This is a genomic window from Streptococcus sp. 2022WUSS083 (assembly GCF_044427155.1).
Taxonomy (GTDB): domain Bacteria; phylum Bacillota; class Bacilli; order Lactobacillales; family Streptococcaceae; genus Streptococcus; species Streptococcus hashimotonensis.
The window spans coordinates 49,282-67,758 of record NZ_JAOTGK010000009.1 but is presented as its reverse complement, the minus strand read 5'-3'; the positions used below and the strand labels follow the sequence as shown (position 1 = coordinate 67,758).

Annotated in this window: 35 protein-coding genes; all 35 read right to left on the bottom strand. The window is 40.4% G+C overall.

Annotated features, from left to right (window positions below; genetic code table 11):
* Positions 1 to 270 precede the first annotated feature (270 nt).
* Positions 271 to 1,566 carry a glutamate-cysteine ligase family protein gene (locus tag ODU41_RS10310; RefSeq protein ID WP_248017868.1) on the bottom strand — a complete coding sequence of 432 codons (1,296 nt, stop codon included), beginning with the start codon at positions 1,564 to 1,566 and terminating at the stop codon, positions 271 to 273.
* Between the two features lie 198 nt (positions 1,567 to 1,764).
* Complete coding sequence (gene rplQ / locus ODU41_RS10305) at positions 1,765 to 2,151, bottom strand: 50S ribosomal protein L17 (protein WP_000331493.1); 387 nt, start codon at positions 2,149 to 2,151, stop codon at positions 1,765 to 1,767.
* Positions 2,152 to 2,165: 14 nt separating this feature from the next.
* A complete protein-coding gene (locus ODU41_RS10300; protein ID WP_004195512.1) occupies positions 2,166 to 3,104 on the bottom strand; it encodes a DNA-directed RNA polymerase subunit alpha in 939 nt (312 codons plus the stop codon).
* 44 nt (positions 3,105 to 3,148) lie between these two features.
* On the bottom strand, positions 3,149 to 3,532 hold the full coding sequence (gene rpsK, locus ODU41_RS10295; RefSeq protein WP_004195509.1) for a 30S ribosomal protein S11: 384 nt from the start codon (positions 3,530 to 3,532) through the stop codon (positions 3,149 to 3,151).
* Positions 3,533 to 3,549: 17 nt separating this feature from the next.
* Positions 3,550 to 3,915 (bottom strand): 30S ribosomal protein S13, encoded by a 366-nt coding sequence (gene rpsM, locus ODU41_RS10290; RefSeq protein ID WP_002936622.1) that lies wholly within the window; start codon positions 3,913 to 3,915, stop codon positions 3,550 to 3,552.
* A gap of 19 nt (positions 3,916 to 3,934) precedes the next feature.
* On the bottom strand, positions 3,935 to 4,051 hold the full coding sequence (gene rpmJ, locus ODU41_RS10285; protein WP_001808836.1) for a 50S ribosomal protein L36: 117 nt from the start codon (positions 4,049 to 4,051) through the stop codon (positions 3,935 to 3,937).
* 24 nt (positions 4,052 to 4,075) lie between these two features.
* Complete coding sequence (gene infA / locus ODU41_RS10280) at positions 4,076 to 4,294, bottom strand: translation initiation factor IF-1 (RefSeq protein WP_398578981.1); 219 nt, start codon at positions 4,292 to 4,294, stop codon at positions 4,076 to 4,078.
* Between the two features lie 121 nt (positions 4,295 to 4,415).
* Positions 4,416 to 5,057 carry an adenylate kinase gene (locus ODU41_RS10275; protein ID WP_002936630.1) on the bottom strand — a complete coding sequence of 214 codons (642 nt, stop codon included), beginning with the start codon at positions 5,055 to 5,057 and terminating at the stop codon, positions 4,416 to 4,418.
* Positions 5,058 to 5,150: 93 nt separating this feature from the next.
* A complete protein-coding gene (gene secY / locus ODU41_RS10270; protein WP_398578980.1) occupies positions 5,151 to 6,461 on the bottom strand; it encodes a preprotein translocase subunit SecY in 1,311 nt (436 codons plus the stop codon).
* Positions 6,462 to 6,474: 13 nt separating this feature from the next.
* Positions 6,475 to 6,915, bottom strand: coding sequence for a 50S ribosomal protein L15 (gene rplO, locus ODU41_RS10265; RefSeq protein ID WP_002936637.1), 441 nt, complete (start codon positions 6,913 to 6,915; stop codon positions 6,475 to 6,477).
* 135 nt (positions 6,916 to 7,050) lie between these two features.
* Positions 7,051 to 7,233: a 50S ribosomal protein L30 gene (gene rpmD, locus ODU41_RS10260; RefSeq protein WP_002936638.1), complete on the bottom strand. Its 183-nt coding sequence runs from the start codon at positions 7,231 to 7,233 to the stop codon at positions 7,051 to 7,053.
* A gap of 14 nt (positions 7,234 to 7,247) precedes the next feature.
* Complete coding sequence (rpsE, locus tag ODU41_RS10255; protein WP_002936639.1) at positions 7,248 to 7,742, bottom strand: 30S ribosomal protein S5; 495 nt, start codon at positions 7,740 to 7,742, stop codon at positions 7,248 to 7,250.
* Positions 7,743 to 7,760: 18 nt separating this feature from the next.
* Positions 7,761 to 8,117, bottom strand: a complete 357-nt coding sequence (gene rplR / locus ODU41_RS10250; RefSeq protein ID WP_002936641.1) for a 50S ribosomal protein L18 — start codon at positions 8,115 to 8,117, stop codon at positions 7,761 to 7,763.
* An 88-nt stretch (positions 8,118 to 8,205) separates the two neighbouring features.
* On the bottom strand, positions 8,206 to 8,742 hold the full coding sequence (gene rplF / locus ODU41_RS10245) for a 50S ribosomal protein L6 (RefSeq protein ID WP_004195502.1): 537 nt from the start codon (positions 8,740 to 8,742) through the stop codon (positions 8,206 to 8,208).
* Positions 8,743 to 9,058: 316 nt separating this feature from the next.
* Positions 9,059 to 9,457, bottom strand: coding sequence for a 30S ribosomal protein S8 (gene rpsH / locus ODU41_RS10240; protein ID WP_002936647.1), 399 nt, complete (start codon positions 9,455 to 9,457; stop codon positions 9,059 to 9,061).
* 191 nt (positions 9,458 to 9,648) lie between these two features.
* Positions 9,649 to 9,834, bottom strand: coding sequence for a type Z 30S ribosomal protein S14 (locus ODU41_RS10235; RefSeq protein ID WP_002936651.1), 186 nt, complete (start codon positions 9,832 to 9,834; stop codon positions 9,649 to 9,651).
* A 14-nt stretch (positions 9,835 to 9,848) separates the two neighbouring features.
* The gene (gene rplE, locus ODU41_RS10230; RefSeq protein WP_002936653.1) at positions 9,849 to 10,391 is read right to left on the bottom strand and encodes a 50S ribosomal protein L5; all 543 of its coding nucleotides are present in this window, start codon (positions 10,389 to 10,391) and stop codon (positions 9,849 to 9,851) included.
* Positions 10,392 to 10,414: 23 nt separating this feature from the next.
* A complete protein-coding gene (rplX, locus tag ODU41_RS10225) occupies positions 10,415 to 10,720 on the bottom strand; it encodes a 50S ribosomal protein L24 (RefSeq protein ID WP_014637292.1) in 306 nt (101 codons plus the stop codon).
* Between the two features lie 84 nt (positions 10,721 to 10,804).
* A complete protein-coding gene (gene rplN / locus ODU41_RS10220) occupies positions 10,805 to 11,173 on the bottom strand; it encodes a 50S ribosomal protein L14 (RefSeq protein WP_002936658.1) in 369 nt (122 codons plus the stop codon).
* 24 nt (positions 11,174 to 11,197) lie between these two features.
* Positions 11,198 to 11,458 (bottom strand): 30S ribosomal protein S17, encoded by a 261-nt coding sequence (gene rpsQ / locus ODU41_RS10215; RefSeq protein ID WP_000440801.1) that lies wholly within the window; start codon positions 11,456 to 11,458, stop codon positions 11,198 to 11,200.
* A gap of 23 nt (positions 11,459 to 11,481) precedes the next feature.
* Complete coding sequence (gene rpmC / locus ODU41_RS10210; RefSeq protein WP_002936659.1) at positions 11,482 to 11,688, bottom strand: 50S ribosomal protein L29; 207 nt, start codon at positions 11,686 to 11,688, stop codon at positions 11,482 to 11,484.
* Positions 11,689 to 11,697: 9 nt separating this feature from the next.
* Positions 11,698 to 12,111, bottom strand: coding sequence for a 50S ribosomal protein L16 (gene rplP / locus ODU41_RS10205; RefSeq protein ID WP_002936660.1), 414 nt, complete (start codon positions 12,109 to 12,111; stop codon positions 11,698 to 11,700).
* Positions 12,112 to 12,114: 3 nt separating this feature from the next.
* On the bottom strand, positions 12,115 to 12,768 hold the full coding sequence (gene rpsC / locus ODU41_RS10200; protein ID WP_002936661.1) for a 30S ribosomal protein S3: 654 nt from the start codon (positions 12,766 to 12,768) through the stop codon (positions 12,115 to 12,117).
* A gap of 12 nt (positions 12,769 to 12,780) precedes the next feature.
* The gene (rplV, locus tag ODU41_RS10195; protein ID WP_002936662.1) at positions 12,781 to 13,125 is read right to left on the bottom strand and encodes a 50S ribosomal protein L22; all 345 of its coding nucleotides are present in this window, start codon (positions 13,123 to 13,125) and stop codon (positions 12,781 to 12,783) included.
* 17 nt (positions 13,126 to 13,142) lie between these two features.
* Positions 13,143 to 13,424 (bottom strand): 30S ribosomal protein S19, encoded by a 282-nt coding sequence (gene rpsS, locus ODU41_RS10190; protein ID WP_000533766.1) that lies wholly within the window; start codon positions 13,422 to 13,424, stop codon positions 13,143 to 13,145.
* A gap of 104 nt (positions 13,425 to 13,528) precedes the next feature.
* A complete protein-coding gene (gene rplB / locus ODU41_RS10185; RefSeq protein WP_002936663.1) occupies positions 13,529 to 14,362 on the bottom strand; it encodes a 50S ribosomal protein L2 in 834 nt (277 codons plus the stop codon).
* 17 nt (positions 14,363 to 14,379) lie between these two features.
* Positions 14,380 to 14,679 carry a 50S ribosomal protein L23 gene (locus ODU41_RS10180; RefSeq protein WP_004195491.1) on the bottom strand — a complete coding sequence of 100 codons (300 nt, stop codon included), beginning with the start codon at positions 14,677 to 14,679 and terminating at the stop codon, positions 14,380 to 14,382.
* The gene (gene rplD / locus ODU41_RS10175; RefSeq protein ID WP_004195490.1) at positions 14,679 to 15,302 is read right to left on the bottom strand and encodes a 50S ribosomal protein L4; all 624 of its coding nucleotides are present in this window, start codon (positions 15,300 to 15,302) and stop codon (positions 14,679 to 14,681) included. The genes ODU41_RS10180 and rplD overlap by 1 nt, the downstream gene beginning before the upstream one ends.
* A gap of 24 nt (positions 15,303 to 15,326) precedes the next feature.
* On the bottom strand, positions 15,327 to 15,953 hold the full coding sequence (gene rplC, locus ODU41_RS10170) for a 50S ribosomal protein L3 (protein WP_011921686.1): 627 nt from the start codon (positions 15,951 to 15,953) through the stop codon (positions 15,327 to 15,329).
* A 71-nt stretch (positions 15,954 to 16,024) separates the two neighbouring features.
* Positions 16,025 to 16,333 (bottom strand): 30S ribosomal protein S10, encoded by a 309-nt coding sequence (gene rpsJ / locus ODU41_RS10165; RefSeq protein ID WP_002939332.1) that lies wholly within the window; start codon positions 16,331 to 16,333, stop codon positions 16,025 to 16,027.
* A 208-nt stretch (positions 16,334 to 16,541) separates the two neighbouring features.
* The gene (locus ODU41_RS10160) at positions 16,542 to 16,664 is read right to left on the bottom strand and encodes a hypothetical protein (protein WP_261291989.1); all 123 of its coding nucleotides are present in this window, start codon (positions 16,662 to 16,664) and stop codon (positions 16,542 to 16,544) included.
* A gap of 221 nt (positions 16,665 to 16,885) precedes the next feature.
* Complete coding sequence (locus tag ODU41_RS10155; RefSeq protein WP_002939343.1) at positions 16,886 to 17,206, bottom strand: DUF1292 domain-containing protein; 321 nt, start codon at positions 17,204 to 17,206, stop codon at positions 16,886 to 16,888.
* An 11-nt stretch (positions 17,207 to 17,217) separates the two neighbouring features.
* Positions 17,218 to 17,637 (bottom strand): Holliday junction resolvase RuvX, encoded by a 420-nt coding sequence (gene ruvX, locus ODU41_RS10150; RefSeq protein WP_002939356.1) that lies wholly within the window; start codon positions 17,635 to 17,637, stop codon positions 17,218 to 17,220.
* Positions 17,637 to 17,903 (bottom strand): IreB family regulatory phosphoprotein, encoded by a 267-nt coding sequence (locus tag ODU41_RS10145; RefSeq protein WP_002939360.1) that lies wholly within the window; start codon positions 17,901 to 17,903, stop codon positions 17,637 to 17,639. Before ODU41_RS10145 ends, ruvX begins: the two co-directional genes overlap by 1 nt.
* 99 nt (positions 17,904 to 18,002) lie before the next feature.
* Positions 18,003 to 18,401, bottom strand: coding sequence for a transcriptional regulator Spx (spx, locus tag ODU41_RS10140; RefSeq protein WP_002939362.1), 399 nt, complete (start codon positions 18,399 to 18,401; stop codon positions 18,003 to 18,005).
* Between the last annotated feature and the right edge of the window lie 76 nt (positions 18,402 to 18,477).

The following is an 18,477-nucleotide window of genomic DNA, read 5'->3' as shown; positions in this document are numbered from 1 at the left end:
CTACTGAACTTGTCAACACTTTTTCGAAACTTTTTTTCATTCCGCTACTGACTAGTCCCTCAAGAGACAACTCAATTATTCTATCACGACTTATACACATTGTCAACCGGTTTTTGGAGATTTTTTTGGATTTTTTTATGAAAAACTGAGAGGCATACTAATCAGCGATTGTATATTTTCTTCGTATGCCTCCAGTATATCAAATCTTTACAACGGTATTTATGTTCTTTGTAAAAATCTATGGCTACCTATTCATATTTTAGTAGACTGTCACAGTACCCCGGAGTTATCAATTAATGAATTGTACAGTGGAGTTAAATATTTTTCTTCACTGTATCCTCTCAAAAGGAGGGCTTCATGTGCACAATCTAATAATGTCTTAGAAAAGTCTTTCACCATTCTTTGTTCTAAATCAGAAAGTTTTTTTCTCGAAAATTGTCTACGTAGCTTCGAATAATCTCTGCCAAATTCTTTAAAAAACTCTGTACATTCCAGAATTTCTTCTAATTTCACGAGATTGGCGAGCAGACCTAAATGAAAGGCTATGGGAGCAAATGTTGTTTCAAATGGTTGTGTACATGTACTTCGAAATTCAATAGTTCCTCGTTTGGTAAGCTCTTGATAGTGGTATGAGCGATGGTTTTTGAAATCATCTGCTTTCGGAACAAAGTGACATATCTCGCCAGTTTCTGAATACGCTGCAAATTTTTCTTGCTCAAAAAAAGATTTAACAGTAATTGGTTTAAAATAATAATAGCAGTTATCCCTGATGACATAAAACATTGCGGACTCTTTTTGGTATTGACAATATTCTGCCTCAGTACGAAATTCCTCTGAGTAGATACCAACGTTATTCTTTAAGAGGCCATGCATTGAATATTCCCAAAAATAATCCCTAGTAAGGGCCATATCATCCATATGATCGAATGGTGAATTTGCAAACAAAAACGCCTTCGCTGCTTCAATTTTATTAAACGCATTAATGACTCGTAAAAAGGATTTTCGACTCACATCAAACTGCACTTGATTTCCGCAAATAAAGCCAGCATATCCAGTATAGGGATGCATATTAGGTTTGCCTTCTCCTAGCTTGAGATAGTTCATCAACATCCTATATCGGCCCGTATCTACCGGTCTATTGTCATTATTTTCCCAATTGGGATTTATCCCTAACCCCTGCAATTCGTGTCCATTTTGGCGCAAATAATACTGAATATTCTCTAGATATTCTTTATGACGCTCTTCTACACTACCAATATTTTTTGCTTTTGCGAATGCAAATTCTAGTGTATTATACGTGACTTCAAATAGTATGAGGTCTCCCGACTCGTGCTGGAGTTCTATCGGATTTCCTCTATCATCTCTTTTGACGATGGTAAAACCATTTTGATTAGAAAGATGTCGCATCATATCTGTAGCCACTTGGATAGAAGTTGCTTTCCCTGAGATATTAACTATCGGATATTCTAATTCTACACCTATAAACAATTCTGGCTTTTCTTTAATGTTAGCAAAATAGTATTCTTCAAAACAATTGCCTAAGGATGTCATGTCTTCTCTATTCATTTTATAAGTATATCAAAATTTTTGAGTAAAATAAAAACGCCTGCTTACGAAATTATTCTATCTTAGAGTAATTTCGTAAACAAGCGTCCAATCAACATGATGAGTGTTACCGCTGAGACAAGCTCAGCGGTAGACCAGAGCTAGACTAAGAATCAGAATAGGATTCCATCATCATAACACTCAACAAAATTGATGATCTTATACAAGTTCGATAATTGCCATTGGCGCAGCATCACCACGACGTGGTTCAGTTTTGAGGATACGAGTATATCCACCATTACGTTCTGCATAACGAGGTGCAATTTCAGAGAACAATTTTTGAAGTGCTGTAGTAGAAGTGTACTTATCAGTTGCTTCATCATAGTTTTCAGATGCAATTTCGTTACGAACAAATGCTGCTGCTTGACGACGTGCGTGCAAATCACCACGTTTACCAAGTGTGATCATTTTTTCAACTGTTTTACGGATTTCTTTAGCACGAGCTTCAGTTGTAACGATTGATTCGTTGATCAAAAGGTCAGTTGTCAAATCGCGCAACATTGCTTTACGTTGTGAGCTAGTGCGTCCTAGTTTACGGTATGCCATGATTTCCTCCTATATTATTTATCTTTTTTCAATCCTAGACCAAGATCAGCCAATTTAACTTTAACTTCTTCAAGACTCTTGCGACCAAGATTGCGCACTTTCATCATTTCTGGCTCAGTTTTCTCTGTCAAGTCGAATACAGTGTTAATGCCTGCACGTTTCAGACAGTTATATGAGCGAACAGATAGATCCAATTCTTCAATCGTACGATCAAGCATACGATCATCTGAAGCCACTTCAGCTTCTTTCATCACTTCTGCAGATTTTGCAACTTCAGTCAAGTCAGTGAAGAGACCTAAGTGCTCCATCAAAATGCGCGCAGAAAGACCTAAAGCATCTTCTGGAATAATGGTGCCATTTGTGTTGATTTCAAGTGTTAATTTGTCAAAACCATCGTTGCTACCAACACGAGCTGGTTCAACTTGATAATTGACTTTCTTCACTGGCGTATAGATAGAATCTACAGCAAGTGTTCCCACTGGTGCATCATCTTTCTTATTACCCTCAGCTGGTACATAACCACGACCTGAATTGACAGTCAAAACAGCTTTAAAAGTGGCACCATCAGCAATGGTAAAGAGATAATGGTCAGGGTTTACAATTTCAATGTCACTATCTGTAAGAATGTCTCCTGCTGTTACTTCAGCTGGACCTACTACATCAAGTTCAATTTTCTTTTCGTCTTCGACATAAGATTTTACAGCAATGCCTTTGATGTTAAGAATAATTTGCATAACATCTTCACGAACACCTGGAACTGTGTCGAATTCGTGGAGTACACCATCAATTTTAATTGATGTTACTGCAGCACCTGGAAGTGAGGCAAGAAGTACACGACGAAGAGAGTTACCAAGAGTTGTACCGTAACCACGTTCTAATGGTTCGATCACAAATCTGCCGTAATCTTTATTTTCATCAATTTTTGTTATTGTTGGTTTTTCAAACTCAATCATTTCTTACTCCCTCTTAAACGAAAAGCTGTGTATGGAATGTATGATTATACACGGCGACGTTTTGGAGGACGAGCACCATTGTGTGGTACAGGAGTCACATCACGAATTGCTGTTACTTCAAGACCAGCGGCAGCAAGAGCGCGGATAGCAGACTCACGACCTGAACCTGGGCCTTTAACGGTAACTTCAACTGTTTTAAGACCGTGTTCTTGTGCAGATTTAGCAGCTGCTTCTGAAGCCATTTGGGCTGCGAATGGTGTAGATTTACGAGAACCTTTGAAACCAAGAGCACCAGCTGATGACCAAGCAATAGCGTTACCATGCACATCAGTAATCATAACAATAGTGTTATTAAATGTAGCGTGAATATGAGCAATACCAGATTCGATATTCTTTTTCACACGACGTTTACGTGTTGGTTTAGCCAATTTTTCTACCTCCTATATTATTTTTTCTTACCTGCAATCGCAACAGCTTTACCTTTACGAGTGCGGGCATTGTTTTTAGTGTTTTGTCCACGGACAGGAAGTCCACGACGGTGACGGATACCACGGTATGAACCGATTTCCATCAAACGTTTGATGTTCAAGTTAACCTCACGACGGAGGTCACCTTCAACTTTGATTGCATCAACTTCACGACGAATAGCATCTTCTTGATCTGATGTCAAATCTTTCACGCGTACATCTTCTGAAATACCTGCAGCTGCAAGAATTTTTTTAGATGTTGCAAGACCGATACCATAAACATAAGTTAATGAAATAACTACACGTTTGTCATTTGGAATGTCAACTCCAGCAATACGAGCCATGTTTTCTCCTTTCTATTTCTTAACCTTGACGTTGCTTGTGTTTAGGGTTTGCTGGGCAAATCACCATAACACGACCATTACGACGAATAACTTTGCAGTATTCGCAAATTGGTTTGACCGATGGTCTTACTTTCATGTTTAATCCCTCCAAGTATTTCGACTATTTAAAGCGGTATGTGATACGTCCACGTGTCAAGTCGTATGGACTAATCTCAACAGTTACGCGGTCACCGACCAAAATACGAATGTAGTTTTTACGGATTTTACCTGAAACAGTTGCAAGGACTTGGTGTCCGTTCTCCAACTCAACAGTAAACATAGCATTTGGCATTGTATCGACTACTTTGCCTTCAATTTCAATCACATCTTCTTTTGCCATGCAAAAGTAACCCCTCTCTAAATATCGATTTGATGTCCTCTGAACACAGAGGTAACAATTATAAGTCAGACTAGGCTATTTTATCATCTTTGTATAAAAAATGCAAGCCAAATCTATTAGTTTATTGCAATTTTGATAGTACTGTATCAATTGCTTGGAAAACAAGGTCAATGTCTTGGTCACCTTCAATATCATGGACCAGCCCTTTTGCACGATAATGATCAATGATTGGCTGTCCTTGTGCGATATTGACCTCTAAACGACGTTTGACAGATTCTGGCTTGTCATCTTCACGTTGATAGAAGTCTTCCTCTTTGTAGTCTCCAACAGGTGGATTGAATACTTTGTGGAAAGTCTCTCCGGTTTCTTTATGAATAATACGACCGCTGAGACGCTCTACCAATTTTGAAGGATCAATCTCAATATTGATAACACCTTGCAACTCAATTCCTAAGTCAGCCAAATTTTCATCCAAGGCATGGGCTTGTTCAATCGTACGAGGATAGCCATCTAGCAAAAAGCCTTTTTCCTTGATGTCATCCTGAACCAAACGTTCTTTGACAATGCCATTAGTAACTTCATCGGGAACGAGGTCCCCCTTATCGATGTACGACTTGGCAAGAATACCCATTTCAGTCTGATTGGCCATTGCTGCACGGAACATATCTCCTGTTGAAATATGAGCAACATTGAATTTCTCAACAATCTTGGCCGCTTGTGTCCCTTTACCAGCACCTGGTAAACCCATAATTAAAAGATTCATGACAAACTCCTTATTTTGTTTTCACATAAATTTGCCATTATTGACAAACTTATCTAAAAACAAAATAGAAGGTTGACTAGGTCAACCTATATTCTATTCTGTAATTTCTAAGAAACCTACATATTTTCTCTTAAGAAGGTAGCCTTCTAATTGCTTGATGCCTTCGATACTTGTAGAGATTACGATAATCAAACTTGTACCAAGGAACGCAATGCTTGAAGAAAGCCCAAAGAGATTTTGCGCAAGGATAGGCAACAAAGCTACAAAACTCAAGAAGAGTGCACCGATTACTGCCAATCTTGTCAATAATTTTGACAAAAACTGTTCAGTGCCATTACCAGGACGAACTCCATGGATATAGGCTGCACTTTTCTGAAGGCTTTCTGCAGTCTTCTCAGGATTTACTTGAACAAAGGTGTAGAAGAATGTAAAGGCAATAATTAAACCTGCATATACAATCATACCTTTAGCAGTTGAATAATCAAAGTATTCCTGAACCGTCAATAACCACCCGGCACTCTTATTTTGACTTGCGAAATATTGAATCAAAGAAGTTGGCACTGCAGTGATTGAGCCTGCAAAGATTACGGGAATAACTCCTGCTGGATTCAATTTCAGCGGTAAATATGAGCTAGAAGGTGCTCCTTGTGCACGTTTTGTATATTGAATTGGTAATTTATATTCTGCTTGTTGTACAAAAGTTGTAAAATACACAACAAAGAATATTAATACGACGAGTGCAGCAACAAAGATTGCTGACTCCCCCAAACGACTTGATTCAATATTAACAAAGCGATCAATGTAAATCTCGTGAAAAGTCCCTGGTAGTGATGAAATGATACCCGCAAAGATGATCATTGATGTACCATTACCATAGCCCTTTTCAGAAATTTGTTCCCCCAACCAGGTTACAATAATCGAACCTGTTGTCAAAATTGATCCAATCAACAAATATGTTTGCCAATTTAGTGGCATATTGGTCAATTTTGCACCAGACAAGGCATTAAAGCCTGCTGTAATACCAATCGATTGAACAAATGCCAGTACCAAAGAAATGTAGCGTGTTGCCTGATTCAGTTTACGACGACCAACTTCACCTTGCTTACCCCATTCAACAAATTTAGGTAAAATATCTATTTGCAAAAGTTGAACAATGATGGAAGCTGTAATATAAGGACTAACCCCTAGTGCGAAAACTGAGAAATTACGCATAGCATTTCCCGAAACCAAGCTCAACATGTTCAAAAACGGAACATTTGACAAGGCTTCAAGACTCTTTGCGTTTACTCCTGGTACTGTAATGTGGGTTCCTACGCGGAAGACAAAAAGGATAAAGATAGTAAATAGAATTTTACTACGTACCAATTTTACCTTTAAGGCATCTTTTAAAAGTTTAAAAAACATAGGCTGTCACCTCTTAGATGACTTCTACTGAGCCACCTTTAGAAGTGATTGCTTCTTCAGCTGATTTAGAGAATTTAGCAGCTTTAACTGTCAATTTCTTCGTCAATTCACCGTTACCAAGAATTTTAATTCCTGATTTTTCAGCTTTAACGATTCCAGCTTCGATAAGCACAACTGGTGTTACTTCTGCACCATCTTCAAAAGCGTTCAATTGATCAAGGTTAACGATTGCGTACTCTTTAGCGTTGATATTTGTAAATCCACGTTTTGGAAGACGACGGAACAATGGAGTTTGTCCACCTTCAAAACCTGGGCGAACACCGCCACCGCTACGAGCTTTTTGACCTTTTTGACCACGGCCAGATGTTTTACCGTTACCTGATGATGTACCACGACCTACACGGTTGCGGACTTTACGAGAACCTGTAGCAGGTTGTAATTCATGAAGTTTCATTATTATTTCTCCTCTTTTATATGCTAGCGCCTGTGAAGTACAAGAGTCTTCCTCCACAAACTCGCTGTATGTAAATATGTAAAATGGACTAGAAGTCGCAAAGATTTCTCTATGCGACTTAGTCTATTTGTTAGATTATTTAACTTCTTCTACAGTTACCAAGTGAGAGATAGCGTTAACCATTCCAAGAATAGCTGGGTTATCTTCTTTAACAACTGAAGAGTTCAATTTACCAAGTCCAAGTGCAACAACTGTTTTACGTTGTTCTGGTTTGCGACCGATTGGAGACTTAGTCAAAGTGATTTTAATTTGAGCCATGAGTATCTCCTTTCTTATGCTAAATCAGAAACTGAGATGCCACGAAGTGCAGCCACTTCTTCAGCACGTTTCAATTGTTTCAAACCTTCAACTGTTGCGCGAACGATGTTGATTGGTGTGTTTGAACCAAGTGACTTAGAAGTCACATCTGCGATACCTGCCAATTCGATTACGGCACGAGTTGCACCACCGGCAGCAACCCCAGAACCTTCTGAAGCAGGTTTCAACAATACACGAGCGCCGCCAAATTCTGAGCGAACTTCGTGAGGGATTGTTGTACCAACCATTGGTACTTCAATCATGTTTTTCTTAGCAGATTCAACTGCTTTACGGATAGCTTCTGGTACTTCTTGAGCTTTACCAGTACCGAAACCTACGCGACCGTTACGGTCACCAACAACCACAAGAGCTGCAAAACGAAGACGACGTCCACCTTTAACAACTTTTGTAACACGGTTGATGGCCACTACGCGTTCTTCAATTTCAACTGCGTTATCTTTGAATGCCATTTCTTAGTGTCCTCCCTATTAGAATTTCAATCCGTTTTCACGAGCTGATTCAGCCAAAGCTTTCACACGTCCGTGATAGAGATATCCACCGCGGTCAAAAACCACTTCAGAAATACCTTTAGCTACCGCGCGTTCAGCAACGAGTTTACCTACAACAACAGCTTGTTCTGTCTTAGTACCTTTTGAAACTTCTTTATCAAGAGTAGAAGCGCTTGCGAGCGTTACACCCGCTACGTCATCAATCACTTGAGCGTAGATGCCTGTATTAGAACGGAAAATGTTCAAACGTGGGCGAGCAGCAGTTCCAGAGATTTTACCGCGAACGCGACGGTGGCGTTTTTGGCGGATTTTGTTTTTATCTGGTTTTGAAATCACAATATTCACCTCTTAATGTATGATTCTGTTTCTTACGAAACAATTTGAGAAATAGTCAGCCAGGTGGCTAAGCCACCTCAGCAAGCTATTATTTACCTGTTTTACCTTCTTTACGGCGAACGAATTCACCAACGTAGCGGATACCTTTACCTTTGTATGGCTCAGGAGCGCGAAGGCTACGGATGTAAGCTGCTGTTTGACCAACAACTTCTTTGTTGATACCAGACACGACGATTTGTGTTGGTGTTGGAACTTCAAATGTGATACCTTCTGGTGCAACCACTTCATCTGGATGTGATTTACCAACAGCAAGTGTCAATTTGTTACCAGCCAATTGAGCACGGTAACCGACACCACGCATTTCAAGTTCTTTTTTGAAGCCTTCAGAAACACCAACAACCATGTTGTTGAGGTTAGCACGGCTAGTACCGTGAATAGTCTTCATTTCTTTTGAATCGTTTGGACGGTGAAGAGTTACTTCTGCACCTTCCACACGGATTTCAATAGCAGTTGGGAATTCACGAGTCAATTCCCCTTTAGGTCCTTTTACAGTTACCACGCCGTTGTTTTGAGCAAGCTCAACACCAGCAGGCAATGTAATTACTTTATTACCAATACGTGACATATTTTTTTATTCTCCTGTTAAATTATCAAGCCGTCTAGCGACTAGTTTTCACGGGGGCTCATGATACAGAGGGCGTTAAGAAGTCAAAGTAAAAATAGGAATCTTGACGCAGAAGCCTAAGCTTCGAGGAAGGATTGTCTTTTTTACACAGACTTTAGCCCGTGTTCGAATGAGCAGGTTTCATGATCGCATTTGAGAAGCAATCATGCTTTTAGGTTTCAATTTCTAAATGTGGCAAGGTAGAGCGACGCAGGCTATACTCGAGTATGCCAAGACGCTCTAACACAGGCACATGACGAAATTGGAAGCTAAAAGATTACCAAACGTATGCGATAACCTCACCACCAACGTTCTTTTGACGAGCTTGTTTGTCAGTCAAAAGACCTTCTGATGTTGAGATGATTGCGATACCAAGTCCGTTAAGAACTTTTGGAATATCTTCACGTTTTGAGTAAACACGAAGACCTGGTTTTGAAACGCGTTTCAAGTTAGTGATAACTTTTTCACCGTTTGGTCCGTATTTCAAGAATACACGGATGATGCCTTGTTTGTCATCTTCGATGAATTCAACGTTTTTCACAAAACCTTCGTTTTTAAGGATTGTAGCAATGCCTTTTTTGATGTTTGATGCAGGAACTTCAAGCACTTCGTGTTTTGCTTGGTTAGCGTTACGAATACGTGTCAAAAAATCTGCAATTGGGTCAGTCATAACCATTTGTTGTTTCTCCTCTTACTAGCAGTTTGATTAGATCACTTGCTAGTTAATGATGTCCTTGCGGACAAGTAGTAAGTGTATATATAGAATAAGTTGCTAGTCCTAAGCAAGTCTAGGAAGCACTTCGCAGGCAATACCGAGGTATGGCCAGAAGTGCTGACGACGAATTGCAACGGAATAGCAAGTTATTCTTACCAAGAAGCTTTTGTTACACCCGGAATTTGTCCAAGGTAAGCCAAGTCGCGGAAGCATACACGGCACAATTTGAATTTGCGGTAAACTGAGTGTGGACGTCCACATTTTTCACAGCGTGTGTAAGCTTGTGTAGAGAACTTAGCTGGGCGTTTGTTCTTAGCGATCATTGATTTTTTAGCCATTTATTCTCTCCCTCTTATTTTGCAAACGGCATACCAAGGCCAGTAAGCAATGCACGTGATTCTTCGTCAGTGTTAGCAGTTGTAACGATAACGATATCCATACCGCGAGTCTTATCAACATCGTCGAAGTTGATTTCTGGGAAGATCAATTGCTCTTTCACACCAAGTGTGTAGTTACCACGTCCGTCAAATGACTTAGTTGGTACACCGTGGAAGTCACGTACACGTGGAAGTGAAACTGTAACCAATTTGTCCAAGAACTCATACATACGTTCGCCACGAAGAGTTACTTTCGCACCGATCGCAACACCCTCACGAAGACGGAAGCCGGCGATTGATTTCTTAGCTTTAGTGATAAGTGGTTTTTGACCTGAGATCAAAGCCAATTCTTGAGCAGCTTTCTCAAGGTTTTTAGCGTTAGAAACAGCGTCACCAACACCCATGTTCAAAACGATCTTATCAACTTTTGGCACAGCCATAACTGAAGAATAGTTAAATTGTTCAGTCAAAGCAGGAACTACTTCATTAAGATATTTTTCTTTTAAACGATTTGCCATTATACTTCTCCTTTCCTTCGTGATTAATCAAGCACTTCGCCTGATTTTTTGTTGTAGCGAACTTTTTTGCCGTCTACAAACTTGTAACCAACGCGTCCTGCAACACCATTTTTGTCAAGAACTTGAACGTTTGACACATGGATTGGAGCTTCTTTTTCAACGATAGCGCCTTGAGGGTTTTCGCTGTTTGGTTTCTGGTGTTTCTTAACGATGTTAACACCTTCAACAATAACTTTGTTTACTTTTGGAAGTGCTGTTACAACAAGAGCTTCAACGCCTTTGTCTTTACCAGCGATTACGCGAACCTTATCGCCTTTTTTTACAAACATTTGATTTCTCCTATGATTTCTTACGCCCTAATGGGCACCCTGGTTAGTGATTTAACCAGGGGACTTAGTTTGTTAGATTTTAAATTAAAGTACTTCTGGTGCCAATGAAACAATTTTCATGAAACCGCCATCACGCAATTCGCGTGCCACTGGGCCAAAGATACGAGTTCCGCGAGGGTTTTTGTCTTCACGGATAATAACTGCAGCATTCTCATCGAATTTGATGTATGAACCATCAGCACGACGAGCACCTGTCTTAGTACGAACGATAACGGCTTTAACAACGTCACCTTTTTTAACCGCACCACCAGGAGTAGCTTGTTTTACTGAAGCAACGATGATGTCGCCGATATTCGCGAATTTACGTCCTGAACCACCAAGAACTTTGATTGTCAAGATTTCACGTGCGCCACTGTTGTCAGCAACTTTCAAACGAGTTTCTGTTTGAATCATGTCAATTTTCTCCTTTCAGGTTGATTAAATGATAACTGCCTCTTCCACAACTTCTACAAGACGGAAACGTTTTGTAGCTGAAAGTGGGCGAGTTTCCATGATACGAACGATATCGCCTTCTTTAGCAACATTGTTTTCATCATGAGCTTTGTACTTTTTAGAGTAGTTAATACGTTTACCATAGACTGGGTGGTTACGTTTAGTTTCAACTACAACTGTGATTGTTTTGTCCATTTTGTCAGATACTACGCGTCCAACAAGAACTTTACGATTATTGCGTTCCATTGAAATTCTCCTTTCCCAATCTATTATTTAGTTTCAGATTGCACAGTTTTGATACGTGCAATTTGTTTCTTCACTTCGTTCAAACGAGCAGTTTGCTCAAGTTGACCAGCAGCAGCTTGGAAACGAAGTTCGAAGAGTTCTTTCTTCAATTCGTTTTCTTTCTTAGCAAGTTCTTCTTGAGAAAGGCCACGAAGTTCTTTTACAAAATCTTTAATTTCTTGAAGTTTCATGTCTTCTCCTTATTCTGCTTCACGTTTTACGAATTTAACTTTAACTGGCAATTTGTGACCAGCAAGGCGGAATGCTTCGCGAGCGATTTCTTCAGAAACGCCAGCTACTTCAAACATAACCTTACCGCGTTTAACTGGAGCTACCCAACCTTCAGGAGCACCTTTACCAGAACCCATACGTACACCGATAGCTTTAGCAGTGTATGATTTGTGTGGGAAGATCTTGATCCAAACTTTACCACCACGTTTCATGTAACGCGTCATAGCGATACGGGCAGCTTCGATTTGGCGGTTTGTAATCCATGAGCTAGTAGTTGCTTGAAGACCGTATTGACCAAAGTCTACTTGTTTTCCACCTTTAGCTTCACCGCGCATTTTTCCACGGAATTCACGACGGTGTTTTACACGTTTAGGTACTAACATTTGTTATTTACCTCCTTTAGTGTTTTTACGAGCTGGAAGAACTTCACCACGGTAGATCCATACTTTAACACCAAGTTTACCGTAAGTTGTCAAAGCTTCTTCCCAAGCGTAGTCGATATCCGCACGAAGTGTATGAAGAGGAACAGTTCCTTCTGAGTAGCCTTCTGCACGGGCAATATCAGCACCGTTCAAACGGCCAGAAACTTGTGTTTTGATACCTTTTGCACCAGCGCGCATTGCACGTTGGATAGCTTGTTTTTGAGCACGGCGGAATGCCACACGTTGCTCCAATTGACGAGCGATTGACTCACCAACAAGGTGTGCATCCAAATCAGGTTGTTTGATTTCGATGATGTTGATGTGTACTTGCTTACCAGTCAATTTGTTCAATTGAGCACGAAGTGCATCAACGTTGCTACCAGCTTTACCGATAACCATACCTGGCTTAGCAGTGTGGATAGAAACGATTACTTTATTTACAGCACGTTCGATTTCGATTGTTGATGTTGACGCATCAGCCAATTCTTTTTTGATAAAGTTGCGGATTGCAAGATCTTCATGAAGGTAATCCGCGTATTCTTTTTCAGCATACCATTTAGCATCCCAATCACGGATGATGCCAACACGCATACCAATTGGATGTACTTTTTGACCCACGTTTTTACCTCCTTATTTCTCTGCCACAACTACAGTGATGTGAGCTGTGCGTTTGTTGATTGGTGAAGCAGAACCTTTCGCACGTGGACGGAAACGTTTCAACGTTGGTCCTTCGTTTGCGAATGCTTCGCTGACTACCAAGTTAGCTTTTTCCAAACCAAAGTTATTTTCAGCGTTAGCGATTGCTGAGTTCAAAACTCCCTCGATAATGCCTGCAGCTTTGTTTGGTGTGAATTTCAAGATTGCGATTGCGTCTGCTACGCTTTTGCCACGGATGTTATCCAAGACAAGACGTGATTTACGAGGTGAAACACGTACTGTGCGAGCAGTTGCTTTAGCTGAAGTAATTTCTGCCATTGTGTTTTCCTCCTAAATTATTTACGACGAGTTTTCTTGTCGTCAGCAGCATGACCTTTGTAAGTACGAGTTGGTGCAAATTCACCAAGTTTGTGACCTACCATGTCTTCTTGAATGTATACAGGTACGTGTTTACGTCCATCGTAAACTGCGATTGTATAACCGATGAAACTTGGGAAGATCGTTGAACGACGTGACCAAGTTTTAATTACTTTTTTCTTTTCGTCGTTTGCTTGAGCTTCAACTTTTTTCATCAAATGCTCATCGACGAAAGGTCCTTTTTTAAGACTACGTCCCATTTTAGTGTTTTCTCCTTTAAAATATGTACCACAGCGGCTTGTCCGCAAAATAGCGGACTACCGAGTTGGCGGATGATATAGAATGCTAAGCAACTAAGAATAGATTATTTTTGGTTGCGACGACGAACGATAAGTTTGTCAGATTTAGCTTTCTTGTTACGAGTTTTCAAACCAAGAGCTGGTTTACCCCATGGTGTAGATGGTGCTTTACGACCAACTGGTGCTTTACCTTCACCACCACCGTGTGGGTGATCGTTAGGGTTCATTACAGAACCGCGAACTGTTGGACGGATACCTTTCCAACGGCTACGACCTGCTTTACCAAGGTTAACAAGGCCATGTTGTTCGTTACCTACAGTACCAACAGTAGCACGGCAAGTACCAAGGATCATACGAACTTCACCTGATTGAAGACGAACAAGAACGTATTTACCTTCTTGACCAAGAACCTGTGCAGATGCACCAGCAGCACGAACCAACTCACCACCGCGACCTGGTTTCAACTCGATGTTGTGAACAACAGTACCGACTGGGATGTTTGCAAGTGGAAGTGCGTTACCAACTTTGATATCTGCTTCTGGGCCTGAAACGATGCGTTGACCAACTTCAAGACCTTTAGGAGCAATGATGTAAGCTTTAACACCGTCTGTGTAGTGTACAAGAGCGATGTTTGCTGAACGGTTTGGATCGTACTCGATAGTTTTAACGATTGCTTCAACGCCATCTTTGTTACGTTTGAAGTCTACCAAACGGTAGAAACGTTTGTGACCGCCACCTTGGTGACGAACAGTGATGCGACCGTTGTTGTTACGACCAGCTTTGCTCTTCAAAGCAACAAGCAAGCTTTTTTCTGGAGTGCTTGTTGTGATTTCAGCGAAGTCCAAAGAAGTCATGTTACGACGGCCATTTGTCGTTGGTTTATAAACTTTAATACCCACGTTAATTCCTCCTTTGATTATTCAGCGTCAGCTGTAGCGAACAATTCGATCGCTTTTGAATCAGCAGCCAATGTGATGATTGCTTTTTTCACTTTGTTTGTGCGACCTACATAACGACCTACGCGTTTTGTTTTAGGTTTCACGTTGATTGTGTTAACATTTGCAACTTTAACACCCTCGAATGCAGCTTCAACAGCTTGTTTGATCAAGAGTTTGTGTGCACGAGTGTCAACTTCAAATACATACTTGCCTGCTTCGAGTTGGCCCATTGAGCTTTCTGTGATGACAGGTTTTTTGATAACATCATACAAATTCATTATGCAAGAACCTCCTCAATTTTAGAGATAGCTGCTTGAGTTACAAGAAGTTTGTCTGCATTTGCGATGTCAAGTACGCTTGCAGTTGTTGCAGTTGCAACTTTAACTCCTGGGATGTTACGAGCAGAAAGAGCTGCGAATTCGTTGCCTTCTTCAAGAATAACAAGGACTTTAGAATCAATGCTCAATGCTGCAAGTACTTTTGCAAATTCAGCAGTTTTTGGAGCTGTGAATTCAAGTGAGTTAACAGCTACAAATTTGTTTTCAGCAACTTTTTCTGAGTAAACAGATTTAAGTGCCAAGCGACGAACTTTTTGTGGAAGTTTGTACGCGTATGAACGTGGAGTTGGTCCGAAGACTACGCCACCGCCACGCCATTGTGGTGAACGGATAGAACCTTGACGAGCACGTCCAGTTCCTTTTTGACGCCATGGTTTGCGTCCGCCACCTGAGACTGCTGAACGGTTTTTAACTGCGTGAGTACCTTGACGAAGGCTAGCACGTTGGCTGATGATCACATCAAACACAACTGCTTGGTTTGGCTCGATACCAAAGATCGCATCGTTAAGAACTACTTCACCAGCTTGTTTACCAGTTTGGTCAAATAATGTTACGTTTGCCATTTCGACTGATTTCCCCTTTCCTTATTATTTACCAGCTTTAACTGCTGACTTGATAGTGATAAGAGATTTCTTAGCACCTGGTACGTTACCTTTGATAAGGATAACGTTCTTTTCTGGAACAACTTGTACAACTTCAAGGTTTTGAATTGTTACACGGTTGCCGCCCATGCGACCTGCAAGGTTTTTACCTTTGAATACACGGTTAGGTGCAACAGGACCCATAGAACCTGGACGACGGTGGTAACGAGAACCGTGAGCCATAGGACCACGTGATTGACCATGGCGTTTGATAACACCTTGGAAACCTTTACCTTTAGATGTACCAGTTACATCAACAACATCACCAGCTGCGAAAGTTTCAACTGTAATTTCTTGTCCAACTTCCAAGCCTTCAATGTTTTTGAATTCACGAATGAAGCGCTTAGGAGCTGTGTTAGCTTTAGCTACATGGCCTTTGGCAGGTTTGTTGCTCAATACTTCACGTTTGTCATCAAAACCAACTTGAACTGCTGCATAACCATCAGTTTCAACTGTTTTCACTTGAAGAACAACGTTTGGAGTTGCTTCGATGACAGTAACAGGGATAAATTCACCAGATTCAGTGAAGATTTGAGTCATTCCCACTTTTTTCCCTAAGATTCCTTTTGTCATGAGAAAAATATTCCTTTTCTTATTTTATAGTCAAAAAGTTTTTAACGAGCGTTTTTTATGCTCAAAATCAATTAAAGTTTGATTTCTACGTTTACACCACTTGGAAGATCCAATTTCATCAAAGCGTCAACTGTTTTTTGAGTTGGGTTGATGATGTCGATCAAACGTTTGTGTGTACGCATTTCGAACTGCTCACGAGAGTCTTTATACTTGTGAGTCGCACGGATGATTGTGTAGAGGCTACGTTCTGTTGGAAGTGGAACTGGACCTGCTACTTGAGCACCTGTACGTGTTGCAGTTTCAACGATTTTTGCAGCTGCTGTATCAAGTGTACGGTGTTCGTACGCTTTCAAGCGGATGCGGATTTTTTTGTTTGCCATCTTTTTCTCCTTTTCGTCTATTTAACATAATAGGCTAGCTCCACAAGAAAACCAACACGAGTCGCGTGGCAATGCAACCGAGCGTGTCGCAACCTCTTGCATCAAAGCTACAGCCGTAATTTTTACGGCACTAGAACATTCTACCAGATTCTACTTGCCATTGCAAGAGTTTTTACTCAAAAATTCAAAAAATCCCAAAACTTTTATTTCAGGATTCTTCATTACTTCTATCCATTATATCTAATATGACCAAAATATTTTTATCAGCCAGTAGACACCTCTCTAATTCCTCACTCAGCCTCTTACTTCTTTCTGTAAAACTATCTTTCATCTGGCCTCCCTTTTGATTTTCTGGCTCATGATTCATTTCTCCCCCAGACTGTTTCACTCCACCGAACCTCAATTCGCTTTCTTGTTTTCAGGCTCATGATAAAAAGGTCCACTGGACCTTAATTCGCTTTCTTGTTTTCAGGCTCATGATAAAAAGGTCCACTGGACCTTAATTCGCTTTCTTGTTTTCAGGCTCATGATAAAAAGGTCCACTGGACCTTTTTATTCCTCTTCCATAAAGCTGTTAAAGACTTCTTCAATCATATCCCATTCTGCTGTTGCGTCTTCTGGGATTGGTTGAAGGTCGCCTTCTGTGCCATTCTCATTCTCAATGTATGAGTAGGCTTGGATTTCAACTTCTCCATTCTCATCTTCTTCTGCACTTGCAGGAATCAAGAGAACATAGTTCTTACCAAACTCTTCTTGACCGTCAATCGTCAATAAGATTTCAAAAAGTGTTTCGTTACCTTGGTCGTCTACCAAAGTAATCAATTCACGTTCGTCGTGGTTGTGGTCGTGTTCATGGTCATGATGATGTGCCATTAGAATCTCCTTTAAAATGTTCTATCTAAATAATTTTGTAAAATCAGCTGAGCTGCTAATTTATCGATAACTTTCTTGCGTTTTCCTCGGCTGATATCCGCTTGCTCAATCAGCATCCGTTCTGCTGCAACAGTTGTTAAACGTTCATCCTGATAATCAACTGGAAGTTTATAACGCTCAGTCAATAAATCACCGTAAGCTTGACTAGCTTCCACACGTGGACCACTAGTATTATTCATATTCTTCGGCAAGCCTACAACAAATTTATCAACCTTGTACTGTTCTACAAGTTCGGTCAAACGCTCCAGACCGAATTCGCCCTTTTCTTCATCGATTGGGATGATTTCCAACCCTTGGGCCGTGAAGCCTAACGGATCTGAAATGGCTACACCAACTGTCTTGGAACCGACGTCTAATCCCATTATTCTCATTAGAGGTCAATCCCATTCCCTTTCAAATAGTAGCGCACCAATTCTTCAATGATTTCATCTCGTTCATGCTTACGAATCTGATTGCGGGCATCATTATAGCGAGGAATATAAGCAGGGTCCCCACTTAATACATAGCCAATGATTTGGTTAATCGGATTATAGCCCTTTTCCTCTAGCGAACGATAAACACTAGTCAATGTTTTGCTGATTTCTTGTTTATCTGTATCATCTAGGCGAAAACGAACGGTTTCTTCGGTAAATCCCATACTTACACCTTCTTTCCCTATTTTTTACATTATATCACAAATTTTAATTATTCTCAAAAAATGCGCAAAAAGAACCCCAAAAGAGTCCTTTTGTACATCTTATAGAGCTGCTCTCATACGAGCTTGAGCATTTTCAACATTGCGCACTGCACGTGGCAAGAAAGCGCGTATATCATCTTCTTTATAGCCCACTTGAAGTCGTTTCTCGTCAATCAAGATTGGACTCTTCAAAATACGTGGGTTAGAGGTAATTAAATCAATGACCTCATTCACACTCAACTCTTCAATATCAAAGTCCAGACTCTTTGCATAACGGTTTTTTGACGATACGATACTTGCAATACCATTCTCTGTTTTTGTTAAGATGTTTAGGATTTCTTCCTTAGTAATGGCTTCCTTCGCAAGATTATGCTCATTATAAGATAATTGGTGAGCATTTAACCAATTTTTCGCTTTCTTACAAGAAGTACAACTAGATACAGTATAAATTTTAATCATGTAGTCACTCCTTTGCTACATTTTATTAAGCACATTATAGACTATTATATCATAAATTCCCTCGGTCTGCAGACCT